Here is a 20177-nt window from a genome sequence, read left to right on the forward strand (position 1 = left end):
CGCCGGAAGCCCGCACGGTCCTAGACGGCGGCCGAACCGTTGCGCGCGGACGGTGCCGGAACCACCCCGTTCACCGGCGGGGCCCCCGCCAGCGACGAGACCGTCATCCCCGCCAGCCCCAGCTCCTCCGCCGCGGCGAGCAGCTGCTTCACCTGCCCGGAGGCCGCCCCCGGCGACCGCATGAGCTGCGTCAGCAGGGCCGACACCGTCAGGTTCCGCAGGTCCCCCGAGGTCACGGACCCCAGCACCCGTGTCAGGTCGTCCGTGAACGTCCCCTGTCCGTCGAGCCACGGCCCGGCCAGCGTCCGCGCGGTCTTCGAGTTGTCCACGAACCCGTCCATGCTCTTCCCGAGCGAGACCGACGACACGATGCGGTCGAAGAAGACGGAGTCCCCGCCGACGATGTCGATGTCGGCGTTCTCCAGCCCCGTGGCGAGCACCGTGGCCTGCGCCTCGGCGACCTGGCGCCGCACCTCGAACTCCGCCAGCCTGATCTCCTTCTCCGCGGCCAGCCGCAGCCGGTACTCCTCGTGCCCGCGCGACGCGTCGTCGAGCGCCGCCATCGCGGCGGCCTTCTCGGTGAGACCCGCGGCCTCGGCCTTCAGCTTCTCGCCGATGACCGCCGCGTCGGCGGTCGCCTGGGCCTGCGTCCCCTCCGCGACCGCGAGGGCACCGAGGCGCGCACCCTCCGCCTCGGCCTTCAGCTTCTCGCCGATGACCGCCGCGTCGGCGGTCGCCCGGGCCTGCGTCCCCTCCGCGACCGCGAGGGCCTTCAGGCGCGCACCCTCGGCCTCGGCCCTGAGCCGGGCCTCCGTCGCCTGGGCCTCCGCGAGGCCGGTCTTCTCGATGACCTCGGCCTCCGCCTCCCGGACCTGGACCTCCGCGAGGCCCGCCGCGGCGCTCTCCGCCTGGATGCCTTCCGCCAGCCGCAGCTTCGCCCGCGCGTCGAGGTCGGCGGTCTTCAGCCGGGCGTCCGCCAGCGTGAGCTGCTCCGCCGCCCGGTGCACCGCGGCCGCCTCGGCGGCCTCCGCCGCCTTGATGTCCTTGACGAGCTTCTCCTGCGCCTCGGCCTCCGCCTCGATGATCAGGGACCTGCGGGTGCGCTCCGACTCCTCGACGGCCCGCAGCGTGAGGATCGACTCCTCCTGCTCGGCGACCGTGCGGTCCACCGCGATGCGCTCCCGGATCACGTCCGCGACCTCACGGCGCTCCGCCTCGACCTCCTTCGTCGCCGCGATGCGGTTCAGCTCGGTCTCGCGCTCGCGCCCGATGACCTCCAGCAGCCGGTCCTTCTCGATGCGCTCGTTCTCCACCGCGATGACCCGCTCACGGTTCTTCATCGCGACGGCGACCTCGCGGGCCTGGTTCTCCCGCTGGATGCCGAGCTGCTCCTCGGTGCGGATGAACGCGCTCTGCGCGCCGAACCGCTCCTCCTCCTGCACCCGGGCGGTGGCCGACTCCTCGCGGGCCCGCAGCGTCTCGACCTCGCGGCGCTGCTTGATCTCGGCCTCGGCCTGCCGGCGCTCCAGCTCCAGGATGGTCTCCCGGGCGTCCACGTCCTGCCGGGTGATCTCCTTCTGCTCGGTGCGCTGGAACTCGTTGGTCCGCACGTGCTCGATCGCCGTCAGCTCGGTGATCTTCCGGATGCCCTGCGCGTCCAGGATGTTGGCTCCGTCGAGCTGCGCCATCGGCGTCTGCTCCAGGAAGTCGATCGCGGCGTCGTCGAGGTGGTAGCCGTTCAGATCGGTGCCGATGACCCGGATGATCCGGTCCCGGAACTCCTCACGCTTGGTGTAGAGGTCCACGAAGTCCAGCTGCTTGCCCACGGTCTTCAGCGCCTCGGAGAACTTCGCGGCGAAGAACTCCTGGATGGCGGCCTTGTCGCTCGCCCGCTCGGTGCCGATGGCCTGCGCGACCTTGATGACGTCCTCGACCGTCTTGTTGACCCGGACGAAGAAGGTGATGTGGATGTCGGCGCGGATGTTGTCCTGGCAGATCAGGCCCTCGCGCCCGGTACGGCGGATCTCGATGGTCTTCACCGAGATGTCCATGGTCTCGGCCTTGTGCAGCACGGGCAGGACCACGGCACCGGTGAAGGTGACGTCGACCTTCTTGGTCTTGGAGATGATCAGCGCCTTCCCCTGCTCCACCTTGCGGAAGAGACGGGTGACGACGAAGGCCAGGGCGATGGTGATGAGCAGGACAACGGCGATGAGCACGCCGATGCCCAAGGAGATGGCATCCATGACAGTCCTTGGGGCTGGTGAGACGTACGAGAAGAGTGAGGCGCGCCCGTGTGACGGCACGCGGAACCACGGGCCCGGGGGCCCGGAAGTCTGAAGCCGGGTCAGACGGCCTTGCGCGGCAGCGGGCGCGGGGCGATCGCCGCGTCGTACGGCGAGACCCAGAAGAACTCGCCGTCCGCGTCGTAGGCGTAGAGGAGCCCGGTACTGCCGGAGGTGAACACGTCACCCGGCGCGGACGGCCCCTGCGGCTGCCGTACCTGCACGATGGCGGTCGATCCGTCGGCGGCCGCGACCTCGGCCTGGCCGAAGTCGGCGCTGACGGAACCCGTGCGGATCGTGCAGACCTGACCCACGAAGTCCTCACGCGATGGAGGAGGCTCCGCCGGGAAGTACCGGCGGAATCGGCGTACGAGCATGCGGACCACCCCCCAGGCGATCAGGAGCGCACCCGCCAGGACGGCGAGGTGGAGTACGGCCCGCGGCGTGCCGGTGGCTCCGCCGCGGAGCACCAGGACGGAGCCGGTCAGGCCGGCGAACCAGGAGACGGCGATGAACAGCGACACCGACACGGAGACGGGCACCCCGCCGAATCCGACCGCGTCGGTGTCCAGGTCGGTGTCGAAGGAGTCGTGCCCGGCGGCCCCGGCCAGCACCAGCAGCCAGAAGCAGATGACGACCACCAGGGCGGCGCCCAGGACGACGGCCGGGAAGGAGACCGCCGCGGAAAGGAATTCGGTCATCGTGCCCTGCCCCCGTCCCACCTGTCGCGTACGGCAGGCAGGGGCCGGGGCGCCGGCGCTGCGACACCGTGAACGGTCCCGCAGCAACCGGTTCTTTCCCCCGTGTTCCCCCGTAACCCCCGTACTTCCCCCGTGTGTTGCTGCACTGATCGTGCCAGTCGGGGCGGTCCTGGCGCATTGCCGGAATCCGGCAGGGTTCACGCGTCCGGCCTGCCGGGCACCGGCACCGGCTCCCGCGCGTTGGACGGTTGACATCGCTGTTCATGTACGGAGGAGTGCGCTGTGGCGGAGCCCGAGATCGACGAGAGGTTCCTCGGGGGTTATGCCCGCATTCTGGCCGAGGTCGCGGACACGGGCCGCCGGCTCACCCGGGACGAGCTGGAGACCCGGCGCACCCTGGGCCGTGAGGCCGCGGAGGCCGGACACCAGCTGCGGGCCCTGGTGCGGCGCCACCTCGCGGAGACCCGCTCCCACTGGCCCCGGACGGGGGCGGGGACGGCGCCCACCGATGCCGTGCTGAGCGCCGTGGAACAGGCGGTCGACGCCTTCGCCGAGGGCTTCGAGCGCGCGCAGCGCCTCACCGTGCGGCGGGAGGAGGCGGCACGGCGGGAGTTCATCGACGACCTGCTGTACGGGCGCAGTGACCTGGGCAGGCTCGCCGAGCGCGCCACCCGCTTCGGGCTGCGGCTGTCGCGCGCCCACGCCGTCGCGGTGGCGTCGGGCCCCGAGGCGTACACCGAGTCCGACGCGGTGCCCCGCAGCGTGGAGGCGGCGCTCCTCGCGCGCTTCAGCGGCCGGAAGATCCTGATCACGACGAAGGACGGGCGTCTGGTCTGCATAGCCCCCGGCAGCCAGCCGGACGTCCTGCGCTACTTCGCCAAGCAGGCCCACGCCGCGACCGACGGCCACCAGGTCGCGGTCGGCCGCCCGCACCGCGGTCCGGGCGGGGTGGTCCACTCCTACGACGAGGCGCTGGACGCCCTCGACCTGGCGCAGCGCATGGGACTCGACGACCCCGTGCTGTACGCCGCCGACCTGCTGGTCTACCCGGTGCTGACCAGGGACCGGCAGGCGATGGCCGACCTGGTGCGCAGCGAGCTCGGCCCGCTCAAGGAGGCCAGGGGCGGCCCCGAACCCCTGCTGCGGACGCTGTCCGAGTACTTCGACGCCGGGTGCGTGGCCGCCGAGACGGCGCGCCGGCTGTCGCTGAGCGTGCGCGCGCTGACGTACCGGCTGGAGCGGATACACCAGCTGACCGGATCCGACCCGTCCGACCCGATGCACCGTTACACGCTTCAGACGGCCGTGATCGGCGCCCGGCTGCTGGACTGGCCGGCGAAGGAGCTCTGACGTGCCCCCGGTGCGGGGAGGCGGTACGCCCCGGTGCTCCGCGGGGCGTGCGGTCCCTCGCTCGGGGCCGCACGTCCGCGCGGGCGGGTGCCTACAGGTCGAACTCGTGCGGCGGCAGGTCGAGTGCGAAGCACGCCTCGCGCACGACGGCCCGCTCCGACGCGTCGAAGTCGCCGTCGGCGCCGCCGATCACGATGCCGATCTGGATGACGGCACGCGCCTCGGCGGGCTTCTTCTTCGCCTTGGCGATCTCCTGGAGCACGCTGACCTTGCCGAAGGCGAAGTCCGCGGTCAGCTTGTCCACATAGGAGTTGAACCGGCGCTGAAGGTCGTCGGCCGGGAAGTTCTGCAGCACGTCGTTGGTGCCGATCAGCGTGGCGACGCGCTGCCGCTCGGACGGGTCGATGGAACCGTCGGCGGCGGAGACCAGGGCGCACATGGCCATGCTCGCGTCCCGGAACGCCCCGCTCTTCAGGTCGTTCTTCTTCGCCTCCAGCTGCGTCTGCATCGACGACGCGGATTCCTTGATCCGATCCCAAAGGGCCATGACGTCTCCATGTGTTGCGTTGCCTGTGATGCGCGAACGGATCGAACTCTACAACCGTGTAGAAGCACGGGGGGCGGTGATCGGCGGCACGGCGTCCGGCACGGCCGTTATCGGCCACTCAGTAGGATGCGGCGGATGAACAGGCCCACAGGTACGGACGGCGGCTCCCAGGACGGCCCGCGGCTGCCGCGGCGCGGCCAGGGACAGCTGGAGTCCCAGGTCCTGACCGTGCTGCGCTCGGCGGGCGGCCCGGCGACGGCCGGCTGGGTGCAGGAGCACCTCGACGGAGACCTCGCCTACACCACGGTGATCACGATCCTCTCCCGCCTCTACGCGAAGAAGGCCGTGACCCGCACCCGCCAGGGCCGTTCCTACGCGTGGACCCCGGCCTCCGACGAGGCGGGACTCGCTGCCCTGCGCATGCGCCGCGTGCTGGACGGGGAACACGACCGGGAGGCCGTCCTGGCCCGCTTCGTCTCCGCGCTGTCCCCCGGCGACGAGGCCAGGCTCCGCGCGCTGCTCTCCCGCGCGGACGACGACGGCCAGGACGGCACCGACGGCGGCCCGGACCGCACCGGGTGGCCCGACGACTCCGGCGGCCCCGACGACCGCGCCGCCCCGGAAGGCTGAGAGCCACCACGATGGGCGTCTTCGTCTACCTGCCACTCGTCCTGCCGCTGACCGCGCTGCCCATGGCGCGCCTCGCCGAACAGCATCTGCACCCCAGGAGCGCCACGCTCGTGCTGGCGGCCGTCGGTTCGACGCTGGCCCTGTGCAGCACGCTCTGCCTGGCCCTGCTCATGGTGGTGGGCACGGCCCAGCTCCCCGGCAACCCGCTGCCCGACGGCTGGTCGGACCCCGAGGTGCGCGAGGCGGTGCCGTACGAGCACAAGGCCGGCCAGATCGCGATCGGCGTCCTCGCCGGGGTGCTGGCGGCCTGCGGCAGCACCCTGCTGCGGCACACCAGGACCCGGGCCCGCGCCGCCGACGCGCTGCGGTACGCCACCCGCCACGGCGCCTCGGGGGACATCGCGCTGGTCCCGTCCCCCGACCCGTACGCGTACGCCCTCCCGGGGCGGCGGGGGCGGGACGGCCGGGTCGTCGTCTCGACGGCGATGATGGACTGCCTGGACGACCGCGAACGGCGCGCGCTGGTCGCCCACGAGCGGGCGCACCTGGCCGGCCGCCACCACCGCTATCTGCTGATGACCCAGCTCGCGGCCCGCGCCAACCCGTTCCTGCTGCCCCTGCGCACGGCGGTGGCGTACAGCACCGAACGCTGGGCGGACGAGGAGGCGGCGTACGCGGTCGGCAGCCGCCGGGTGGTCGCCACGGCGGTCGGCAAGGCGGCCCTGTTCTCGCACCGCGGCCGGGGGCCCGCCGTGCTCCCGGCCTTCGCGGCGCCGGGCCCCGTGCCCCGCCGGGTGGCGGCGCTGCTCGACTCCGGGCCCCCGGCCGGGCCCTGGCCCCGGGTCTCCGCCCATCTGGCCGTGGCGGCGGTGACCGCGACGGTGGGGACGGCCGCGTCGGCGCTGTCGTCGCTCAACGCGACGGTGACGCTCGTCGGCATCCTCCACGCGGCCACCCCGCTCTGACCGGCCGCCCGCGTCAGTCGGACTCGCGCCCGGCGTGCTCCGGCGTGAGGTCGTCGTGCGACGGCATCGGCCGCTCGTCCGCGGCGGCGGCGGGCTTCTTGCCCCGGCCGGCCAGGACCGCCTGGAGCTTCGACGCCACCGGTTCCGTCCACCGGGCGGTGAGGGGACCGACGATCACCAGGATCAGCACGTACGCGGTCGCGATGGGACCGATCCGCGGTTCCGTCGCCACGGCCAGACCGGCGATGACGATGGAGAACTCGCCGCGCGCGACGAGCGTGCCGCCCGCGCGCCAGCGGCCCCGCGGCCCGATCCCGGCCCGCCGGGACGCGTACCAGCCGGTGCCGATCTTCGTGAAGACCGTGACGATCGCCAGCAGCGCCGCCGGAAGCAGCACGGGCGGGATCTCCGCCGGATCGGTGGACAGGCCGAAGAAGACGAAGAACACCGCGGCGAACAGGTCCCGCAGCGGCGTCAGCAGCTTGCGGGCGCCCTCCGCGACCTCGCCGGACAGGGCGATGCCCACCAGGAACGCGCCCACGGCCGCGGACACCTGGAGCTGCTGGGCGACCCCGGCCACCAGGACCGTCAGCCCGAGGACGACGAGGAGCAGCATCTCCGGGTTGTCCGAGGACACCGCGCGGCTGATGAGCCTGCCGTGGCGCAGCGCCAGGTACAGCACGAACCCGACGGTGCCGAGCGCGATCAGCAGGGCGATGCTGCCGCCGGCCAGGCCGACGCCGGCCAGCATCGCGGTGAGCAGCGGCAGGTAGACGGCCATCGCGAGGTCCTCGATGACGAGGACACCGAGGATGACGGGCGTCTCACGGTTGCCGAGCCGGCCCATGTCGGTCATGACCTTCGCGATCACGCCGGACGACGAGATCCAGGTGACGCCGGCGAGCGCGACGGCGCCCACCGGCCCCCAGCCGAGCATCAGGCCGGCCGCCGCGCCCGGTGTCGCGTTGAGCACGAAGTCCACCGCCCCGGACGGGTACTGCGTCTTGAGGCTGGTGACGAGTTCCGAGGCGCTGTACTCCAGCCCCAGGAGGAGCAGCAGGAGGATGACACCGATCTCCGCCCCGATGGCGGTGAACTCCTCACTGGCCCCGAGCGGCAGCAGACCGCCCTCCCCGAACGCGAGCCCGGCCAGCAGGTAGAGCGGGATGGGCGAGAGCCCTATCCGCCCGGCGAATCTTCCGATGATGCCGAGCCCCAGGATGACGGAACCCAGCTCCACCAGCAGTGCAGTCGTGTCGTGCACGGTCAGCCCTCCGCAATGATCTCGGAGAGCGTGTCGACGCCCTCACGCGTTCCTACAACTACGAGCGTGTCCCCGATGGCCAGCCGGAAGTCCGGACCCGGCGACGGATGCGCGCTGTGCGTGCGCAGCACCGCCACGATCGAGGCCCCGGTCCGCGTCCGCGCCCGGGTGTCCCCGAGCAGCCGGCCGCCGTACGGGGAGCGGGTGCCGAGCGGGATGTGCTCGGTGACGAGGTCGATGCCCTCGGTCCGCACGGCGTCGATCGGGGCCGCGTCGATGAGGTGCGCGAGCCCGGTGGCCTCCGTGGTGGTCAGGGGTACGGAGAGCAGGCACGAATCTGGGTCGTCCTTCTCGTAGAACCCCAGGAACCGCCGGCCGTCGTGATGTACGACGACGGAGATGTGCTGCCCCGACTCCGTGGTGTAGTCGTACTGGACACCGACTCCGGGCAGTGACGTGCGGTGGGTTCCCATGGCTTCCTCCCGAGGAGCGCGCGGTGGCTGGACGACGCTTTTGATCATCTCTTTAGCTGCTCATTACCCTAACGGGCGTACCTGTCCGGCCGCCGGGGGCGGCGGGACAGGAGCGGACATGGGTGTGCCCGGCCGGTGAACGACCATCGGCCGGGCACGGGGTGGTGCGTGGTCAGTCCCTGATCTCGATCTTCTCGCCGTCGGCCGCGGGGGAGGGGGCCGCGGGTGCGGTGCCCTCCGTCCTGCCCTGGAGGTTCTTGAGCAGCGCGCCCAGGTCGACGCCCGTGGTGGAGTTGAGGAGTTCCAGTCCCTGGGCCACGTTGTCGGTCACCGTGCGCGAGAGCCGGCTGGCTCCGTCCGTCGAGATGACCGTCATCTTGTCGATGGCGCTCAGCGGCTCGGCCGCCTTGGCCACGACCTGCGGGAGCACCTCGACCAGCATCTGGAGCACGGCCGCGTCGCCGTACTGCGCGAAGGCGTCGGCCTTCTTCTGCATGGCCTCGGCCTCGGCCGCGCCCCTCGCGGCGATGGCGGCGGCCTCGGACTCACCCTCGATGCGTACGGCGTCGGCGAGGGCCGAGCGGTGCAGCTTCTCGCCCTGACCGGTGAGGCGGGAGCGCTCCGCGTCGGCCTCCGCCTCCTTCACCTGGGCGATGCGGCGGGCCTCGGCCTCCTGCTCGGCCCGGTAGCGGGCGGCGTCCGCGGGCTTGCGGACCTTGGTGTCGAGCTCGCGGTCGGTCAGGGCCGCCTGGCGTTCGGCGACCTTCTCCTGCTCGGTGAGGACCTCCTGCTGGCGGGCCGCCTCGGCGAGGGGGCCGGCGGCGTTGGCCTTGGCCGCGGCGGCCTCGGTCTCGGCCTTGATCTCGGCCTGCTTCAGGTAGAACGTCCGCTCGGCGACGGCGATCTCCTCGGCCGCCTTCAGACGGGCCTGCTCGGAGGCGCGCCGGGCGATGGCCTCGGCGATGTCGGCCTCCTGCTTGGCGCGGGCGGCCTCGGGACGGCCGAGGTCCTCGAGGTAGGAGCCCTCGGTGGTGATGTCCTGGATCTGGAAGGCGTCCAGGATGAGGCCCTGGCCGGAGAGGCTGGCCTCGGCCTCCTCGGCGACCTGCCCGGCGAACGCGGCCCGGTCGCGGATGATGTCCTCGACGGACATGCGGCCGACGATGGCGCGCAGAGCTCCGGAGAGCACTTCCTGCGTGAAGCCGACGATGCCGTCCTGCTGCTGGAGGAAGCGCTGCGCGGCGGCGCGGATCGCGTCCTCGCTGCCGCCGACCTTGACGATCGCGACGCCTTCGAGGTTGGACTTCACGCCGCGCAGGGTGACGGCGCCGCGCACGGCGACGGGGATGTGCCGGCTGGAGAGGTCCAGGGTGAACTTCTGCTGGACGAACGGCACGACGAAGACGCCGCCGCCGACGACGACCTTCTGGCCGCTGTTGTCGATGCTGGTGCGGCCGGTCACCGGGTCGGTCGACTTCTTGCCGCGGCGGCCCGTGATGATGAAGGCCTGGCTGGGGCCCGCGACCTTGTACCGGGTGATCACGGCCAGGGCCAGGAGCACGAGGAGTACGACGACTCCGACGACGGCGATCACTACTGGACTCATGAGAGGTGTCCCCCTTGCCCTCCCGGTGGGACGGCGGTGTCTTCGGCTGTACGGGTTTCGGACAGACGTATGGCTCTGTGGTGGTCAGCGCTCGACGGGGCGGACCGTGACCGAGGTGGTCGAGAGCGTGGCCTCCACCCAGATCTCGGCGCCGCGCTCGACCGGTACGGCGCTCTTCGCGGCGAACTTCACGGTCTGGCCCGCGAGCCGCAGCAGGACCTCGCCGTAGCCGTCGGCCGGGATCGGCGTGACGACGGACCCCGAGGTGCCGACGAGGTCCTCACCCCGTGGCGTGGCCGCGGTCTGGTCCCGCATCAGGGCCTGGCTGAGCTTCCATGTCAGCCAGGCCGCGACGACACCCGCCGCGGCTCCGGCGGCGACGGCCACCGGGGTGCCCACGTGCGTGGTGCCGAGGACGATCGCCCCGCCGAAGCCCAGCATGGAGAGGAAGCCGGCGATCACGGGCAGGGAGAGCAGACCGTCGAAGAAACCGTTCAGCAGCCCGCCGAGGGCGTCGCCGAGCACCCCTTCGAGGATCCCGTCGAAGATCAGGGAGAGGACGAGAAGGACGATTCCCGCGATGCCCAGACCGAGAAGTACGGTCATGTGATCACTCCCCCCGGTGTTCGGATCCCCCGGTACGCTCCGTCGAACTGGCTGAATGGTCGCATACGGCGCACACCGGGGGCACTGCCGGAGTCCGGCAGTCTTCAGGCCGTTTCGATGCCGGAAAGATGCCCGGCGAGCGTGTCGACCGACTGGAACGTGGCGCCGACCAGGGCGACGTGCTTCCACCGGAGCACGCCGTCCGGCCCGATCAGGAAGACGGAACGGCGCACGCCGATGCCGGGGGCCGCGACCCCGTAGGCCCGGGCGGTCTCCCGTCCCGCGTCGACCAGCAGGGGCATGCGCAGCTCACGGCCGCGGGCGAAGGACTCGTGGCTGTCCAGCCCCTGCGGGCTGATCCCCCACACCTCGGCGTCGAGCCCCTCGAAGGTCTCCAGGCCCGAGGAGTAGGAGCAGAGCTGCCTGGTGCAGACCGCCGTGTTGTCGCCGGGGTAGAACGCGAGGACGACGGCCCGTCCGCGCGCGGCGGAGAGCGTGTAGTCCCGGCGCTGGAAGGTGCCGTCGGCGAGTACGCCGCCGGGCAGGGTGAAGTCCGGTGCGGGCAGGCCGGTCGTGGGTGCTGACGCCATGTCGGTGACTCCTCTGGTGCTGTGCGGGAAGGGGCCGTGCCTCGGGCGGTCGACCGCACTTTCCACGCATCGACACGTTCGACCCATCCGTACCCAGTCCGGCACCGAATATGGAAGGAGTGCGCGGGCACCGGCCCGGCATCCCGATCAGGAGGTACGTGTGGCCGAAACACCGCCGTCGGCAGCGGTGCTCATCCTCCACGGCGGCTACGAGACGGGGCTGGCCGCGCCGGCGCCCGGCGCGCTGAACCTGCCCGGTCTGCGCATGCTGCCCTTCGCGCGCGTGGTCGCCCGCGCGGTGCGCGGGGACCCGGGTGTGCGCGTGCGGCGGGTCCGCTACACCCACCGCGGCTGGAACGGCTCCCGCGAGGACCCGCTGCACGACACCCTGCGCGCGCTGGACGAGCTGCGGCACGAGGCGGGCGACATCCCGGTCGTCCTCCTCGGCCACTCCATGGGAGCCCGTGCGGCCCTGCACGCCGCCGGGCACCCGCTGGTCCGCTCGGTGGTGGGCCTCGCCCCGTGGTGCCCGCCCGGCGATCCGGTGACACAGCTCGCGGGGCGCGACATCGTCCTGCTGCACAGCACCCGGGACCGGGTGACGAGCCCCCTCGCGTCCCAGTCGCTCACGGCCAGGGCACGCAGGGCGGGCGCCCGCACCTGCCTGGTGACGATCCCGGGCAGCGACCACGCGATGATCCGCCGGGCCCCGGCCTGGCACCACCTGGCGGGGCTGCTGGTGACGGGCCTGCTGGGGCTGTCCCCGGTGCCCGGCCGGGTCGAGGAGGCGTTCGGCCTTCCGCCCGGGGCGGCGGCCTCCGAGGGCACGGTGTCGCTGGACGGGCTCGACGCCGGAGCACGGCGTCCGCAGAGATGCGGGGCGGTGCGGGGCGGCAGAGGATGAGGCTCCGGGTGCGCGCCGGCCCGTGGGGGCGGACCGGCCCCCACCCGCCGGGCACGTATCCCTCTGGAGGCTCTGTTGCAGGCCGAAGAGCACGCCGATCCGTCACCCGTCGACAGGGCGGCACTCGCCGCCCTCGTCGGCGCCAGCCCGGCCGGGGTGGCGGTGTTCGACGAGGACCTGCGCTACGTCTACGTGAACCGGGCACTCGAACGGCTCAACGGGGTGCCCGCCGCCGCGCACCTGGGCCGGACCATCGCCGAGGTGCTGCCCGAGGTCGACGTACGGCTGGACGCCCTGCGCCAGGTGCTGGCCGACGGGCGGCCCCGCGAGCTCACCACCAGCGGGCAGACCTGGGCGGACTCCGCCGTGAAGCGGCGCTACTGGCGCGGCGCCTGCCACCGCCTCCAGGAACGGGGACGGGTACGGGGCGTGGTCGTGATCGCCCAGGAGATCACGGCCACCCACGACGAGCAGGAGGAACTGCTGCGGGCCAGGAGCTATCTGACGCTCCTGGACAACGCGGCGTCGAGCATCGGAACGACGCTCGACGCCGGGGCCACCTGCCAGGAACTCGCCGACTTCGTGGTGCCCGTGATGGCCGACGTGGCCGTCGTCGAGATGATCCCGCAGGACGACGGGCGCCCCCGGCGCGACCTGCCGCCCGGAGTGCTGCGCCTGCGGCGGGCCGGCATGGCCACCGTCCCGGAACTCGCCGACGCGCTGGCCCGGTTCGGCGGTCCGGGCGAGGACATCGACTACCAGGAGGACGCGGCCGTGCCCCGCTGCCTGGCCGCCGACGAACCGGTCGTCGAGAACCTGTACGGCGACGAGCAGCTGAGCCGGGCGGCACCCACCCCCGAACGCGTCGCCGCCTACCGCGCCATCGGACTGCACTCGGCCGTCGTCGTCCCGCTCACCGCGCGGGGCCGCCCGCTGGGGGCGCTCAGCCTGCTGCGGGCCGGGGACTCGCCGCCCTTCACCGAAGGGCTGGACGTCGTCGTCGCCCGGACGCTCGCCGGCCGCGCCGCCGTGGACGTGGACCACGCGCAGCGCTACACCCATGAGCACCGCGTCGCCCGGGAGCTCCAGCGGTCCCTGCTCTCCGAGCCGCGCGGGCCGAACGACGGCATCGAGATCGCGTCCCTCTACCTTCCCGCGGGCGAGGGGGCGCTGGTCGGCGGCGACTGGTTCGACGCCATCCCGCTCCAGGGCGGACGCCACCTCAAGGTGATGGGCGACGTGATGGGCCACGGGGTCGAAGCGGCCGTCGCCATGAGCAACTACCGCTCGATGCTGCGCATCATGGCCGAGGACGACCAGCCGCCGCACCGCATCCTGGAGCGCCTCGACAAGGCGGTGGAGCAGTCCGGGCTGGACCGCGCGGCGACCTGCCTGGTCGCGGTCGTCGACCGGCGTGAGGGTGTCTGCGAGGTGGCCAGCGCGGGCCATCCGCCGCCGGTGCTCATCGACCCGGGCGCGTCCGGGGCACGGGTGGCACCGGTGCTGGTGGGGCCGCCGCTGGGCACGGGCCTGGGCGGCTACCGGACGACGGTGGTGCCGTGCGGTCCGGGGACGGTGCTGTTCATGTACACCGACGGGCTGGTGGAGCGCCGGGGCGAGGACATCGACCTCTCGATCGAGCGGCTCACGCGGCTCACCCTGCCGGCCGGCGGACGGCTGGAGGACCTGCTGGAGGAGGTCGTGGACCGCTTCGCGGACACGGCCGAGGACGACATCGCGGTCCTCGTCTCGCGGAGCCGCGGGTACTGAACCGCTCCCCGCGCGCGGGAGCGCGCGGGCCGGCGCCGTCGTCGGTGGCGGCTGCGAGGATGCGCGGCATGGAACCTCTGCTCCTCACCGACATCGAGGCCGCCGTCCGCGACAGCTGGGGCCCGGACACGGCCACGCCCGCGCACCGGCCGCACTGGGATCCGGGGAATCCGGCCCGCGACCAGTGCGGGGTCACCGCCCTCGTGCTCAACGACCTGCTGGGCGGTGAGCTGATCCGGGGCGAGGTGCGGGTCGACGGCGAGCGGGTGGACTTCCACTGGTGGAACCGGCTGGGCCCGGCCCTGGAGATCGACCTGACCCGGGAGCAGTTCGCCCCGCACGAGATCGTGTCCGGCGGTGTGGTCATCGAGCGGCCGGCCGAGATCGTACGGCTCCGCGAGGAGTACGAGCTGCTCGGTGCCCGGGTGCGGGAGAGGCTGCGGACACGGGCCGGGGAGCGGGCCGGGGCGGTCCCGGCCCCCTGACCGGCGGCCCGCTCAGGGGGTCCGCGGCCGGGAGCGCCCGCGCAGCCTGCGCAGGACGAGCAGGGCGGAGGTGACCAGCGGCAGCAGCCCCGCCAGGGTGTTCGCGGTGGTCAGCTTGTCCTGGGTGCCTCTGGCCCGGCGCATCTGCTTGAGGGTGCGCACCACCGCGAGGGCGCTGCTGCCCAGGCTCAGGATCAGGCCGACTCTGGAGTTCGCGGGTTTCCTCGGCATCTGCGTGCCTCCCGGTGACATCGCCGCGTGGCCCCTCGTCCCACGTAACCGGCTCCCGGACGGGCCCGCAATCGGGGCCGTCCGGGGTGTCCGTGCGACGGGAGCGGGCCGCGCGGTCCCGGCGGGTCAGACGAAGAGGAAGCCGGCCGCCGTCGCGGCCCCGGCGGCGGCCCCCGCGACCGTCTGGGCCACCGAGTGGTAACGCAGCGCGACCCTGGACCAGCACACGGCCAGGGCGGGAACACCCGCGCACAGCCACCACGGGGAGTGGACGACGCTGAGCAGGGCGACCACCGCAGAGGCGACCGCCGAGTCGACCGAGATCTTCCAGAACGTGTTGACCGCGAGGAGCACGGTCGTCATGACCCACAGCGAGATCATCGCGATCAGGATGCCGACGGGGGCGTGTCCCAGGACCATGATCAGCACACCGGTGCCGATCGAGCCCAGGATCACCAGGAAGATGGGCGCCCGCTGGGTCCGGTCCACCACGTGGCGGTCGCCCCAGGTGCCGCGCCCGCGCTCCCACTCGATGTAACCGGCGGGGACGAGGCCCGCGCACAGGGCGCCGAGGAAGCCCCAGGGGAGCCCGGTCCAGTCACCCGCGGAGGCCAGCCCGACGGCGAGCATGCCGACGAGCAGCACGTTGCGGGGCTGTAGGACGTCCGTGACCGCGCGGGCCGCCGTGGTGGTCCTGTCCGTGTCGCTCATGCCGTGTGCTTCCTGGTCGCGCGTACCGCGCGGGCAGGGGCCGGCGTCGGCGGCCGCGCGTGAATGTAGCCCTTCACGACGGGGGATGCGTGAAGGGCTACGCGTGCAGTATGACCGTTCGCCGGTCCGCGGACAACTGACCGGTCGGTCAGCCCTGTTGGGCCGGCCGTGTCGCCGCGGCCGGCCCCGGCCGGACACGGTGCGGCGGGGCCGGGCGTCCGGGCGACGCCGGGGGCGGAGGAAACCTGTTCCGGCGGCAATAGACATGACCTATCCGTACGCCTAGGGTTTCTCGTGCAGCCAGGCCATATCAGTGGCCCGGTGCGCAGCAGAAGAGGTGCAGATGCCCCCGGAGTCCCCGTCGCATGCCACGGACCGTCTCGACGACGACGACTACCCCGCGTACACGATGGGGCGGGCCGCCGAGATGATCGGTGCGACGCCAGGCTTCCTCAGGGCCATCGGCGAGGCCCGCCTGATCACCCCGCTGCGCTCCGAGGGCGGGCACCGGCGCTACTCGCGCTACCAGCTCCGCATCGCCGCGCGGGCCCGCGAGCTGGTCGACGGCGGCACACCGATCGAGGCCGCCTGCCGCATCGTGATCCTGGAGGACCAGCTCGAAGAGGCGCTGCGCCTCAACGAGGAACTGCGCAGGCCCGGCGCGGGCCGCGGCGGAGCCGATTCCTGACCGGTGCGCGGGCGCATATCTGTTTCGGCGGGCACAGAAATGCGCGTAATGAGCGGTGAGGGTTTATGTCCTGCGCGGTGGAGCGACGGCGTAGTGATATGACGTACAGCTCACTTGTGCCCGAATCGTGCTACGGTTGATCTCAGTTGCAGTTGTGGTTCCCAAAACTTCAAGTGCACTCGCCGGTTTCACTCCGGCGGGCGCACTTTTGTATTTCCGGTCTCTTCCGGTCGGGGCAATCATTTGCGGCGACGTAGGGCTCGCACGGTGTGAGCCCACGGGCAACGCCCCGAAGGAGATATGACATGGCTACCGGCACCGTGAAGTGGTTCAACGCGGAAAAGGGTTTCGGCTTCATCGAGCAGGAGGGTGGCGGCGCTGACGTCTTCGCCCACTACTCGAACATCGCCGCCACGGGCTTCCGCGAGCTGCAGGAGGGCCAGAAGGTGAACTTCGACGTCACGCAGGGTCAGAAGGGCCCGCAGGCCGAGAACATCACCCCCGCCTGATCGCTCAGGAGTACGACAAGCTGGGGCCCGCACCTTGGGGTGCGGGCCCCAGCTCGTTGCGTTTTTCCCGGCCGTGCCGTGGCCGGTGCACCGAGAAGTAATTCCCGGCGTGTACGGGTCACGGTACGGCGGTCATTTGCAGTCATATGGAGTGCCGAATTCGACCGGTCAACCCGGCGGACGGACTTCGTTCTTCATTATTTCACCGGCTCGTTCTTGCGATTCTTGGCGCCGTACATGGCTGCAGCCGCCCGGAAAGAATCCCTCGATACGTGCCATTCGAGGGAAGGGTTCAGCATTGAACCGCGATCGCACATCTCGCACGAACGACCGATTTTCCCGGACGCGCTCCGGCGGATCCGCCGGCAGCCGGACCGCCAACGGATTCCGCTCGGCGGGGTCCGGCGGCCGGCCCGGCGCGCAGGGCCGCTCCGGCGGGCCGAAGCGCTCCGGCGGCCACGGCCGCCGCTCCTCCGCCGTCACGGGTGAGTTCGCCCTGCCGGTGACCATCACCCCCGCTCTCCCGGCCGCCGAGGCCTTCGCGGACCTGGACATGCCGGAGCCCCTGCTGGCGGCGCTGGCCGCCGAGGGCGTGTCCGTGCCGTTCCCGATCCAGGCGGCCACCCTGCCGAACTCGCTCGCCGGACGGGACGTCCTGGGCCGTGGCCGCACCGGGTCGGGCAAGACGCTCGCCTTCGGCCTCGCCCTGCTCGCCCGTACCGCGGGCAACCGCGCCGACGCGCGCCGCCCGCTGGCCCTGGTCCTCGTCCCCACCCGGGAACTGGCCCAGCAGGTCACCGACGCGCTCACCCCCTACGCCCGGTCCCTCAGGCTCCGGCTGGCCACGGTCGTCGGCGGCATGTCGATCGGCCGTCAGGCCAGCGCGCTGCGCGGCGGCGCCGAAGTCGTGGTGGCCACCCCGGGCCGGCTCAAGGACCTCATCGAGCGTGGCGACTGCAAGCTCGACCGGGTCGCCATCACCGTCCTCGACGAGGCCGACCAGATGGCCGACATGGGCTTCATGCCCCAGGTCACCGAGCTGCTGGACCAGGTCGGACCCGAGGGCCAGCGCATGCTGTTCTCGGCCACCCTGGACCGCAACGTCGACCTGCTGGTCCGCCGCTACCTGCACGACCCGGTCGTCCACTCGGTGGACCCGGCCGCCGGCGCGGTGACGACGATGGAGCACCACGTGCTCTACGTCCAGGGCGCCGACAAGTACGCCACGACCACCGAGATCGCGGCCCGGGAGGGCCGGGTGATCATGTTCCTGGACACCAAGCACGCGGTGGACAAGCTGACCGACCACCTGCTGCACAGCGGTGTGCGGGCGGCCGCGCTGCACGGCGGCAAGTCGCAGCCGCAGCGCACCCGCACCCTGGACCGGTTCAAGACCGGCCACGTCACGGTCCTGGTCGCCACGAACGTCGCCGCCCGCGGCATCCACGTCGACAACCTCGACCTCGTCGTCAACGTCGACCCGCCGAGCGACCACAAGGACTACCTGCACCGCGGCGGCCGTACGGCGCGCGCCGGTGAGTCCGGCAGCGTCGTCACGCTCGTGCTGCCCAACCAGCGCCGCGAGATGACCCGGCTCATGGCCGACGCGGGGATCACCCCGCAGGTCGCCCAGGTCCGCTCCGGCGAGGCCGAGCTGCACCGCATCACGGGGGCCCAGGCGCCCTCGGGCGTGCCCGTGACGATCAGCTCGCCGGTGGCGGAGCGCGGCAAGGGCGGCGGGTCCGGTCCCCGTGGCCGGCGCGGCGCGCGGCCGGGCCAGGGGCGCCGCTCCAACGCCAACACGGCGACGCCCGAGGCGCGTGCCGCCGCGGCGCAGCGCCGGGCCAACAAGGCCGCGTAGTCCCCCGGCCGGGACTCCCGGCCGGTTCCCTTCCCGCCTTCCCCGACGATCTTGACGAGGCACCATGCGCTGTGTCATCGCCCGTTTCCCCTTCGACCTCTTCAAGAACGAGGTGGAGGAATCGATGAAGGGCGTCAAGCCCGAACCCGTCACCGGTGACGCGGTGGTCATCAGCCGCCGTGTCTACCCGGTCAAGCAGGTGGGCGAGATCATCACCCGCCAGGACCGGCGGGACTTCACCGCCGGCGAGGTGACCCGGGCGCTGACGCGTCTCGGTTTCACCTGCCGGCCGGCGGAGGTGCCCGCCCCCGCGGCGCCCCTCAGCCCGCTGGAGAACGCGTCCGCCCTGCTCGGAACGCCCGGCGACGTCTGATCCCGCCGCACAGCCCCGCACACCGCACCCCCGAGGCCCGTCCGGCCCGGGGGTGCGGTGCGCCGGGGCCGGAACGTCTGTAACAGTTCCCCGCCCGGGGCTCGTGTCCGCGCCGTCCCCCGCGCCCGTGCCGGGAAGATCGTTCCGGTGCGGGCCGTGCGGGCCGTGCGGCCGGCGAGAGGACGGGACGACATGAGGAACAGGCTGACCGTGCTCGGTGCGGCCGTGCTGGCGTCGGTGCTTCCGGCCGGGGCGGCCCAGGCCGACGAGACCCACACCGGCTCGCACAACGGGCCGCAGGTGGCGCTGATCGCGACGGGGCAGGTCGACGATCCGCTGGAGGACGTCCTGGAGCACGCCACGGTCCTCGGCACGACGCACGTCATCGGCTGAGCCCCGGCACGGGGCACGCCGGCGCACGGGGCCGAGGCCGCGGTCCGGGCGTCAGGAGGCCGGTACAGGCTTCCTGGCCCGGTCGAGCCGGGGCTCCACTGCGTACCGGAACACCCGTCGGACGGGCGGGGTGCACAGGACCGTGACCATGACGGCCGCGACGACGGACACCAGGACGCGGCCCGGCGGGGTGGAGACGACGGCCGCGTCGAAGAGGCCGAGCTTGACCGCGCCCTTGATGAGGAAGCCGTGCAGCAGGTAGCCGTAGAGCGTGCCCGCGCCCAGCGCGGTCATCCACAGCCTGCGGTTCGGCACCCAGGCGAGGAAGCAGGCGCTGAGCACCAGTGCGCAGCCGAACAGGAACAGGGTCACCAGGGCTCCCGACCAGGCGGGCGAACCGAGCTGCTCGGCGCCGTACCGGCGGAAGAACCACGAGGTCGTGGTGCGCGGCACCGCCCAGTAGGCGGCCGCCAGGGCCACCAGGCAGAGCGGCACGGACGCGACGCGCACGGCGCGGCGCCGTACGAAGTCGAAGTGGGCGGGGCGCAGTTGGAGGCCCAGGACGTAGTACGGCAGGAACTGAAGGATCCGCTGGAGCTGGAGGTCCCCGCCGATGTTGCTGGTCACCGCCCCCATGGCCGCGATCACCAGGGCCACCGCGACGGGCCACCGGACGGTCTGCCAGAAGGGGGTCGTGAGGCGCCAGAGGAACAGCGCGGGCAGGAACCACAGCAGCCAGTAGGGGGTGAGGGGGCTGAGGGGGAACTGCGGGGAGCCGGTGAGGCGTTCGAAGACGGTGTAGGCGATCTCGAATACGGCGTAGGGCACCACCAGGCCGGTGACGAGCTTCCACACCCGGTCGGAGCGCAGTTCGAGGCCGCGGGAGAAGTATCCGGCGATGATGATGAAGACCGGCATGTGGAAGGTGTAGACGAACGTGTAGAACGTCTCCACCACGCGCCCGCTGCCGGGCAGGGGTTCCCAGGAGTGCCCCACCGCGACGAGGACGATGGCCAGGTACTTCGCGTTGTCGAAGAACGGGTCACGGCCGGGGCGGGCCGACGGGGTGACCGGCTTTCCGTCCCCTGCGGCGTCCGGCCCCGTGGGGCGTGAGGTCAGCGAGGGCATCCGGACACCCTAAGGGCTCTCCGGCGGTCCCCGTCGGGCACGGTGCGGCCCCGCGAGGCGCGGTCACGGAGCGCGCGAGCCCGGCGGGCGCGCGTCCGGCGCCCCGC

General features: G+C 72.5%; 22 protein-coding genes. 11 read left to right on the forward strand and 11 right to left on the reverse strand.

Annotated elements, in window-relative coordinates; all coding sequences use genetic code 11:
- Positions 1–20 precede the first annotated feature (20 nt).
- Positions 21–2246, reverse strand: a complete 2226-nt coding sequence (locus tag ACFVS9_RS31075) for a flotillin family protein (protein WP_389937772.1) — start codon at positions 2244–2246, stop codon at positions 21–23.
- Positions 2247–2347: 101 nt separating this feature from the next.
- Positions 2348–2986: a hypothetical protein gene (locus tag ACFVS9_RS31080; protein ID WP_389937776.1), complete on the reverse strand. Its 639-nt coding sequence runs from the start codon at positions 2984–2986 to the stop codon at positions 2348–2350.
- 282 nt (positions 2987–3268) lie between these two features.
- On the opposite strand from ACFVS9_RS31080, the gene ACFVS9_RS31085 reads away from it, so the two are divergent.
- A complete protein-coding gene (locus ACFVS9_RS31085; RefSeq protein WP_383113198.1) occupies positions 3269–4336 on the forward strand; it encodes a PucR family transcriptional regulator in 1068 nt (355 codons plus the stop codon).
- A gap of 91 nt (positions 4337–4427) precedes the next feature.
- Here the strand turns inward: ACFVS9_RS31085 and ACFVS9_RS31090 are convergent, their stop codons facing one another.
- Positions 4428–4883 (reverse strand): tellurite resistance TerB family protein, encoded by a 456-nt coding sequence (locus ACFVS9_RS31090; RefSeq protein ID WP_383113199.1) that lies wholly within the window; start codon positions 4881–4883, stop codon positions 4428–4430.
- 135 nt (positions 4884–5018) lie between these two features.
- Between ACFVS9_RS31090 and ACFVS9_RS31095 the strand changes: the two genes are divergently transcribed.
- Both ACFVS9_RS31095 and ACFVS9_RS31100 read left to right on the forward strand, forming a co-directional pair.
- Complete coding sequence (locus ACFVS9_RS31095; protein WP_383113200.1) at positions 5019–5513, forward strand: BlaI/MecI/CopY family transcriptional regulator; 495 nt, start codon at positions 5019–5021, stop codon at positions 5511–5513.
- An 11-nt stretch (positions 5514–5524) separates the two neighbouring features.
- On the forward strand, positions 5525–6478 hold the full coding sequence (locus ACFVS9_RS31100) for a M56 family metallopeptidase (RefSeq protein WP_389937779.1): 954 nt from the start codon (positions 5525–5527) through the stop codon (positions 6476–6478).
- 13 nt (positions 6479–6491) lie between these two features.
- Here the strand turns inward: ACFVS9_RS31100 and ACFVS9_RS31105 are convergent, their stop codons facing one another.
- The 5 genes from ACFVS9_RS31105 to ACFVS9_RS31125 all read right to left on the reverse strand — a co-directional run bounded on the left by ACFVS9_RS31105 (position 6492) and on the right by ACFVS9_RS31125 (position 11017).
- Entirely contained in the window at positions 6492–7742 is a 1251-nt protein-coding gene (locus ACFVS9_RS31105; RefSeq protein ID WP_389937782.1) for a cation:proton antiporter, read from the reverse strand.
- A gap of 2 nt (positions 7743–7744) precedes the next feature.
- Positions 7745–8215: a cation:proton antiporter regulatory subunit gene (locus ACFVS9_RS31110; RefSeq protein WP_277333057.1), complete on the reverse strand. Its 471-nt coding sequence runs from the start codon at positions 8213–8215 to the stop codon at positions 7745–7747.
- 172 nt (positions 8216–8387) lie between these two features.
- Positions 8388–9821: a flotillin family protein gene (locus tag ACFVS9_RS31115; RefSeq protein WP_389937785.1), complete on the reverse strand. Its 1434-nt coding sequence runs from the start codon at positions 9819–9821 to the stop codon at positions 8388–8390.
- An 84-nt stretch (positions 9822–9905) separates the two neighbouring features.
- The gene (locus ACFVS9_RS31120; protein WP_383113204.1) at positions 9906–10427 is read right to left on the reverse strand and encodes a hypothetical protein; all 522 of its coding nucleotides are present in this window, start codon (positions 10425–10427) and stop codon (positions 9906–9908) included.
- A 104-nt stretch (positions 10428–10531) separates the two neighbouring features.
- Positions 10532–11017 (reverse strand): peroxiredoxin, encoded by a 486-nt coding sequence (locus ACFVS9_RS31125; protein WP_383113205.1) that lies wholly within the window; start codon positions 11015–11017, stop codon positions 10532–10534.
- 160 nt (positions 11018–11177) lie between these two features.
- Here ACFVS9_RS31125 and ACFVS9_RS31130 point away from each other — a divergent pair, with 160 nt between their 5' ends.
- From ACFVS9_RS31130 to ACFVS9_RS31140, 3 genes are all read left to right on the forward strand, one after another.
- Positions 11178–11921 (forward strand): alpha/beta hydrolase, encoded by a 744-nt coding sequence (locus ACFVS9_RS31130; protein WP_383113206.1) that lies wholly within the window; start codon positions 11178–11180, stop codon positions 11919–11921.
- Positions 11922–11996: 75 nt separating this feature from the next.
- Positions 11997–13691: a SpoIIE family protein phosphatase gene (locus ACFVS9_RS31135; protein ID WP_389937789.1), complete on the forward strand. Its 1695-nt coding sequence runs from the start codon at positions 11997–11999 to the stop codon at positions 13689–13691.
- A gap of 68 nt (positions 13692–13759) precedes the next feature.
- Positions 13760–14176: a hypothetical protein gene (locus tag ACFVS9_RS31140; RefSeq protein WP_389937792.1), complete on the forward strand. Its 417-nt coding sequence runs from the start codon at positions 13760–13762 to the stop codon at positions 14174–14176.
- Positions 14177–14188: 12 nt separating this feature from the next.
- Here the strand turns inward: ACFVS9_RS31140 and ACFVS9_RS31145 are convergent, their stop codons facing one another.
- Both ACFVS9_RS31145 and ACFVS9_RS31150 read right to left on the reverse strand, forming a co-directional pair.
- Complete coding sequence (locus ACFVS9_RS31145; protein WP_383113209.1) at positions 14189–14407, reverse strand: hypothetical protein; 219 nt, start codon at positions 14405–14407, stop codon at positions 14189–14191.
- Positions 14408–14533: 126 nt separating this feature from the next.
- Positions 14534–15118 (reverse strand): hypothetical protein, encoded by a 585-nt coding sequence (locus tag ACFVS9_RS31150; protein ID WP_389937795.1) that lies wholly within the window; start codon positions 15116–15118, stop codon positions 14534–14536.
- A gap of 343 nt (positions 15119–15461) precedes the next feature.
- Here ACFVS9_RS31150 and ACFVS9_RS31155 point away from each other — a divergent pair, with 343 nt between their 5' ends.
- From ACFVS9_RS31155 to ACFVS9_RS31175, 5 genes are all read left to right on the forward strand, one after another.
- On the forward strand, positions 15462–15806 hold the full coding sequence (locus ACFVS9_RS31155; protein WP_383113211.1) for a MerR family transcriptional regulator: 345 nt from the start codon (positions 15462–15464) through the stop codon (positions 15804–15806).
- A gap of 305 nt (positions 15807–16111) precedes the next feature.
- Positions 16112–16315 (forward strand): cold-shock protein, encoded by a 204-nt coding sequence (locus ACFVS9_RS31160; RefSeq protein ID WP_356535786.1) that lies wholly within the window; start codon positions 16112–16114, stop codon positions 16313–16315.
- A gap of 298 nt (positions 16316–16613) precedes the next feature.
- Positions 16614–18176 carry a DEAD/DEAH box helicase gene (locus ACFVS9_RS31165; RefSeq protein ID WP_383113212.1) on the forward strand — a complete coding sequence of 521 codons (1563 nt, stop codon included), beginning with the start codon at positions 16614–16616 and terminating at the stop codon, positions 18174–18176.
- A gap of 64 nt (positions 18177–18240) precedes the next feature.
- A complete protein-coding gene (locus tag ACFVS9_RS31170) occupies positions 18241–18549 on the forward strand; it encodes an SCO5918 family protein (RefSeq protein ID WP_389937799.1) in 309 nt (102 codons plus the stop codon).
- Between the two features lie 192 nt (positions 18550–18741).
- On the forward strand, positions 18742–18942 hold the full coding sequence (locus ACFVS9_RS31175) for a hypothetical protein (RefSeq protein WP_389937802.1): 201 nt from the start codon (positions 18742–18744) through the stop codon (positions 18940–18942).
- 51 nt (positions 18943–18993) lie between these two features.
- On the opposite strand, the gene ACFVS9_RS31180 is transcribed toward ACFVS9_RS31175, so the two are convergent.
- The gene (locus ACFVS9_RS31180) at positions 18994–20070 is read right to left on the reverse strand and encodes an acyltransferase family protein (protein ID WP_383113215.1); all 1077 of its coding nucleotides are present in this window, start codon (positions 20068–20070) and stop codon (positions 18994–18996) included.
- Positions 20071–20177: the final 107 nt, after the last annotated feature.

The sequence above is a fragment of the Streptomyces sp. NPDC058008 genome (genome assembly GCF_042886395.1).
In the GTDB taxonomy this organism is placed as follows: Bacteria; Actinomycetota; Actinomycetes; order Streptomycetales; family Streptomycetaceae; genus Streptomyces.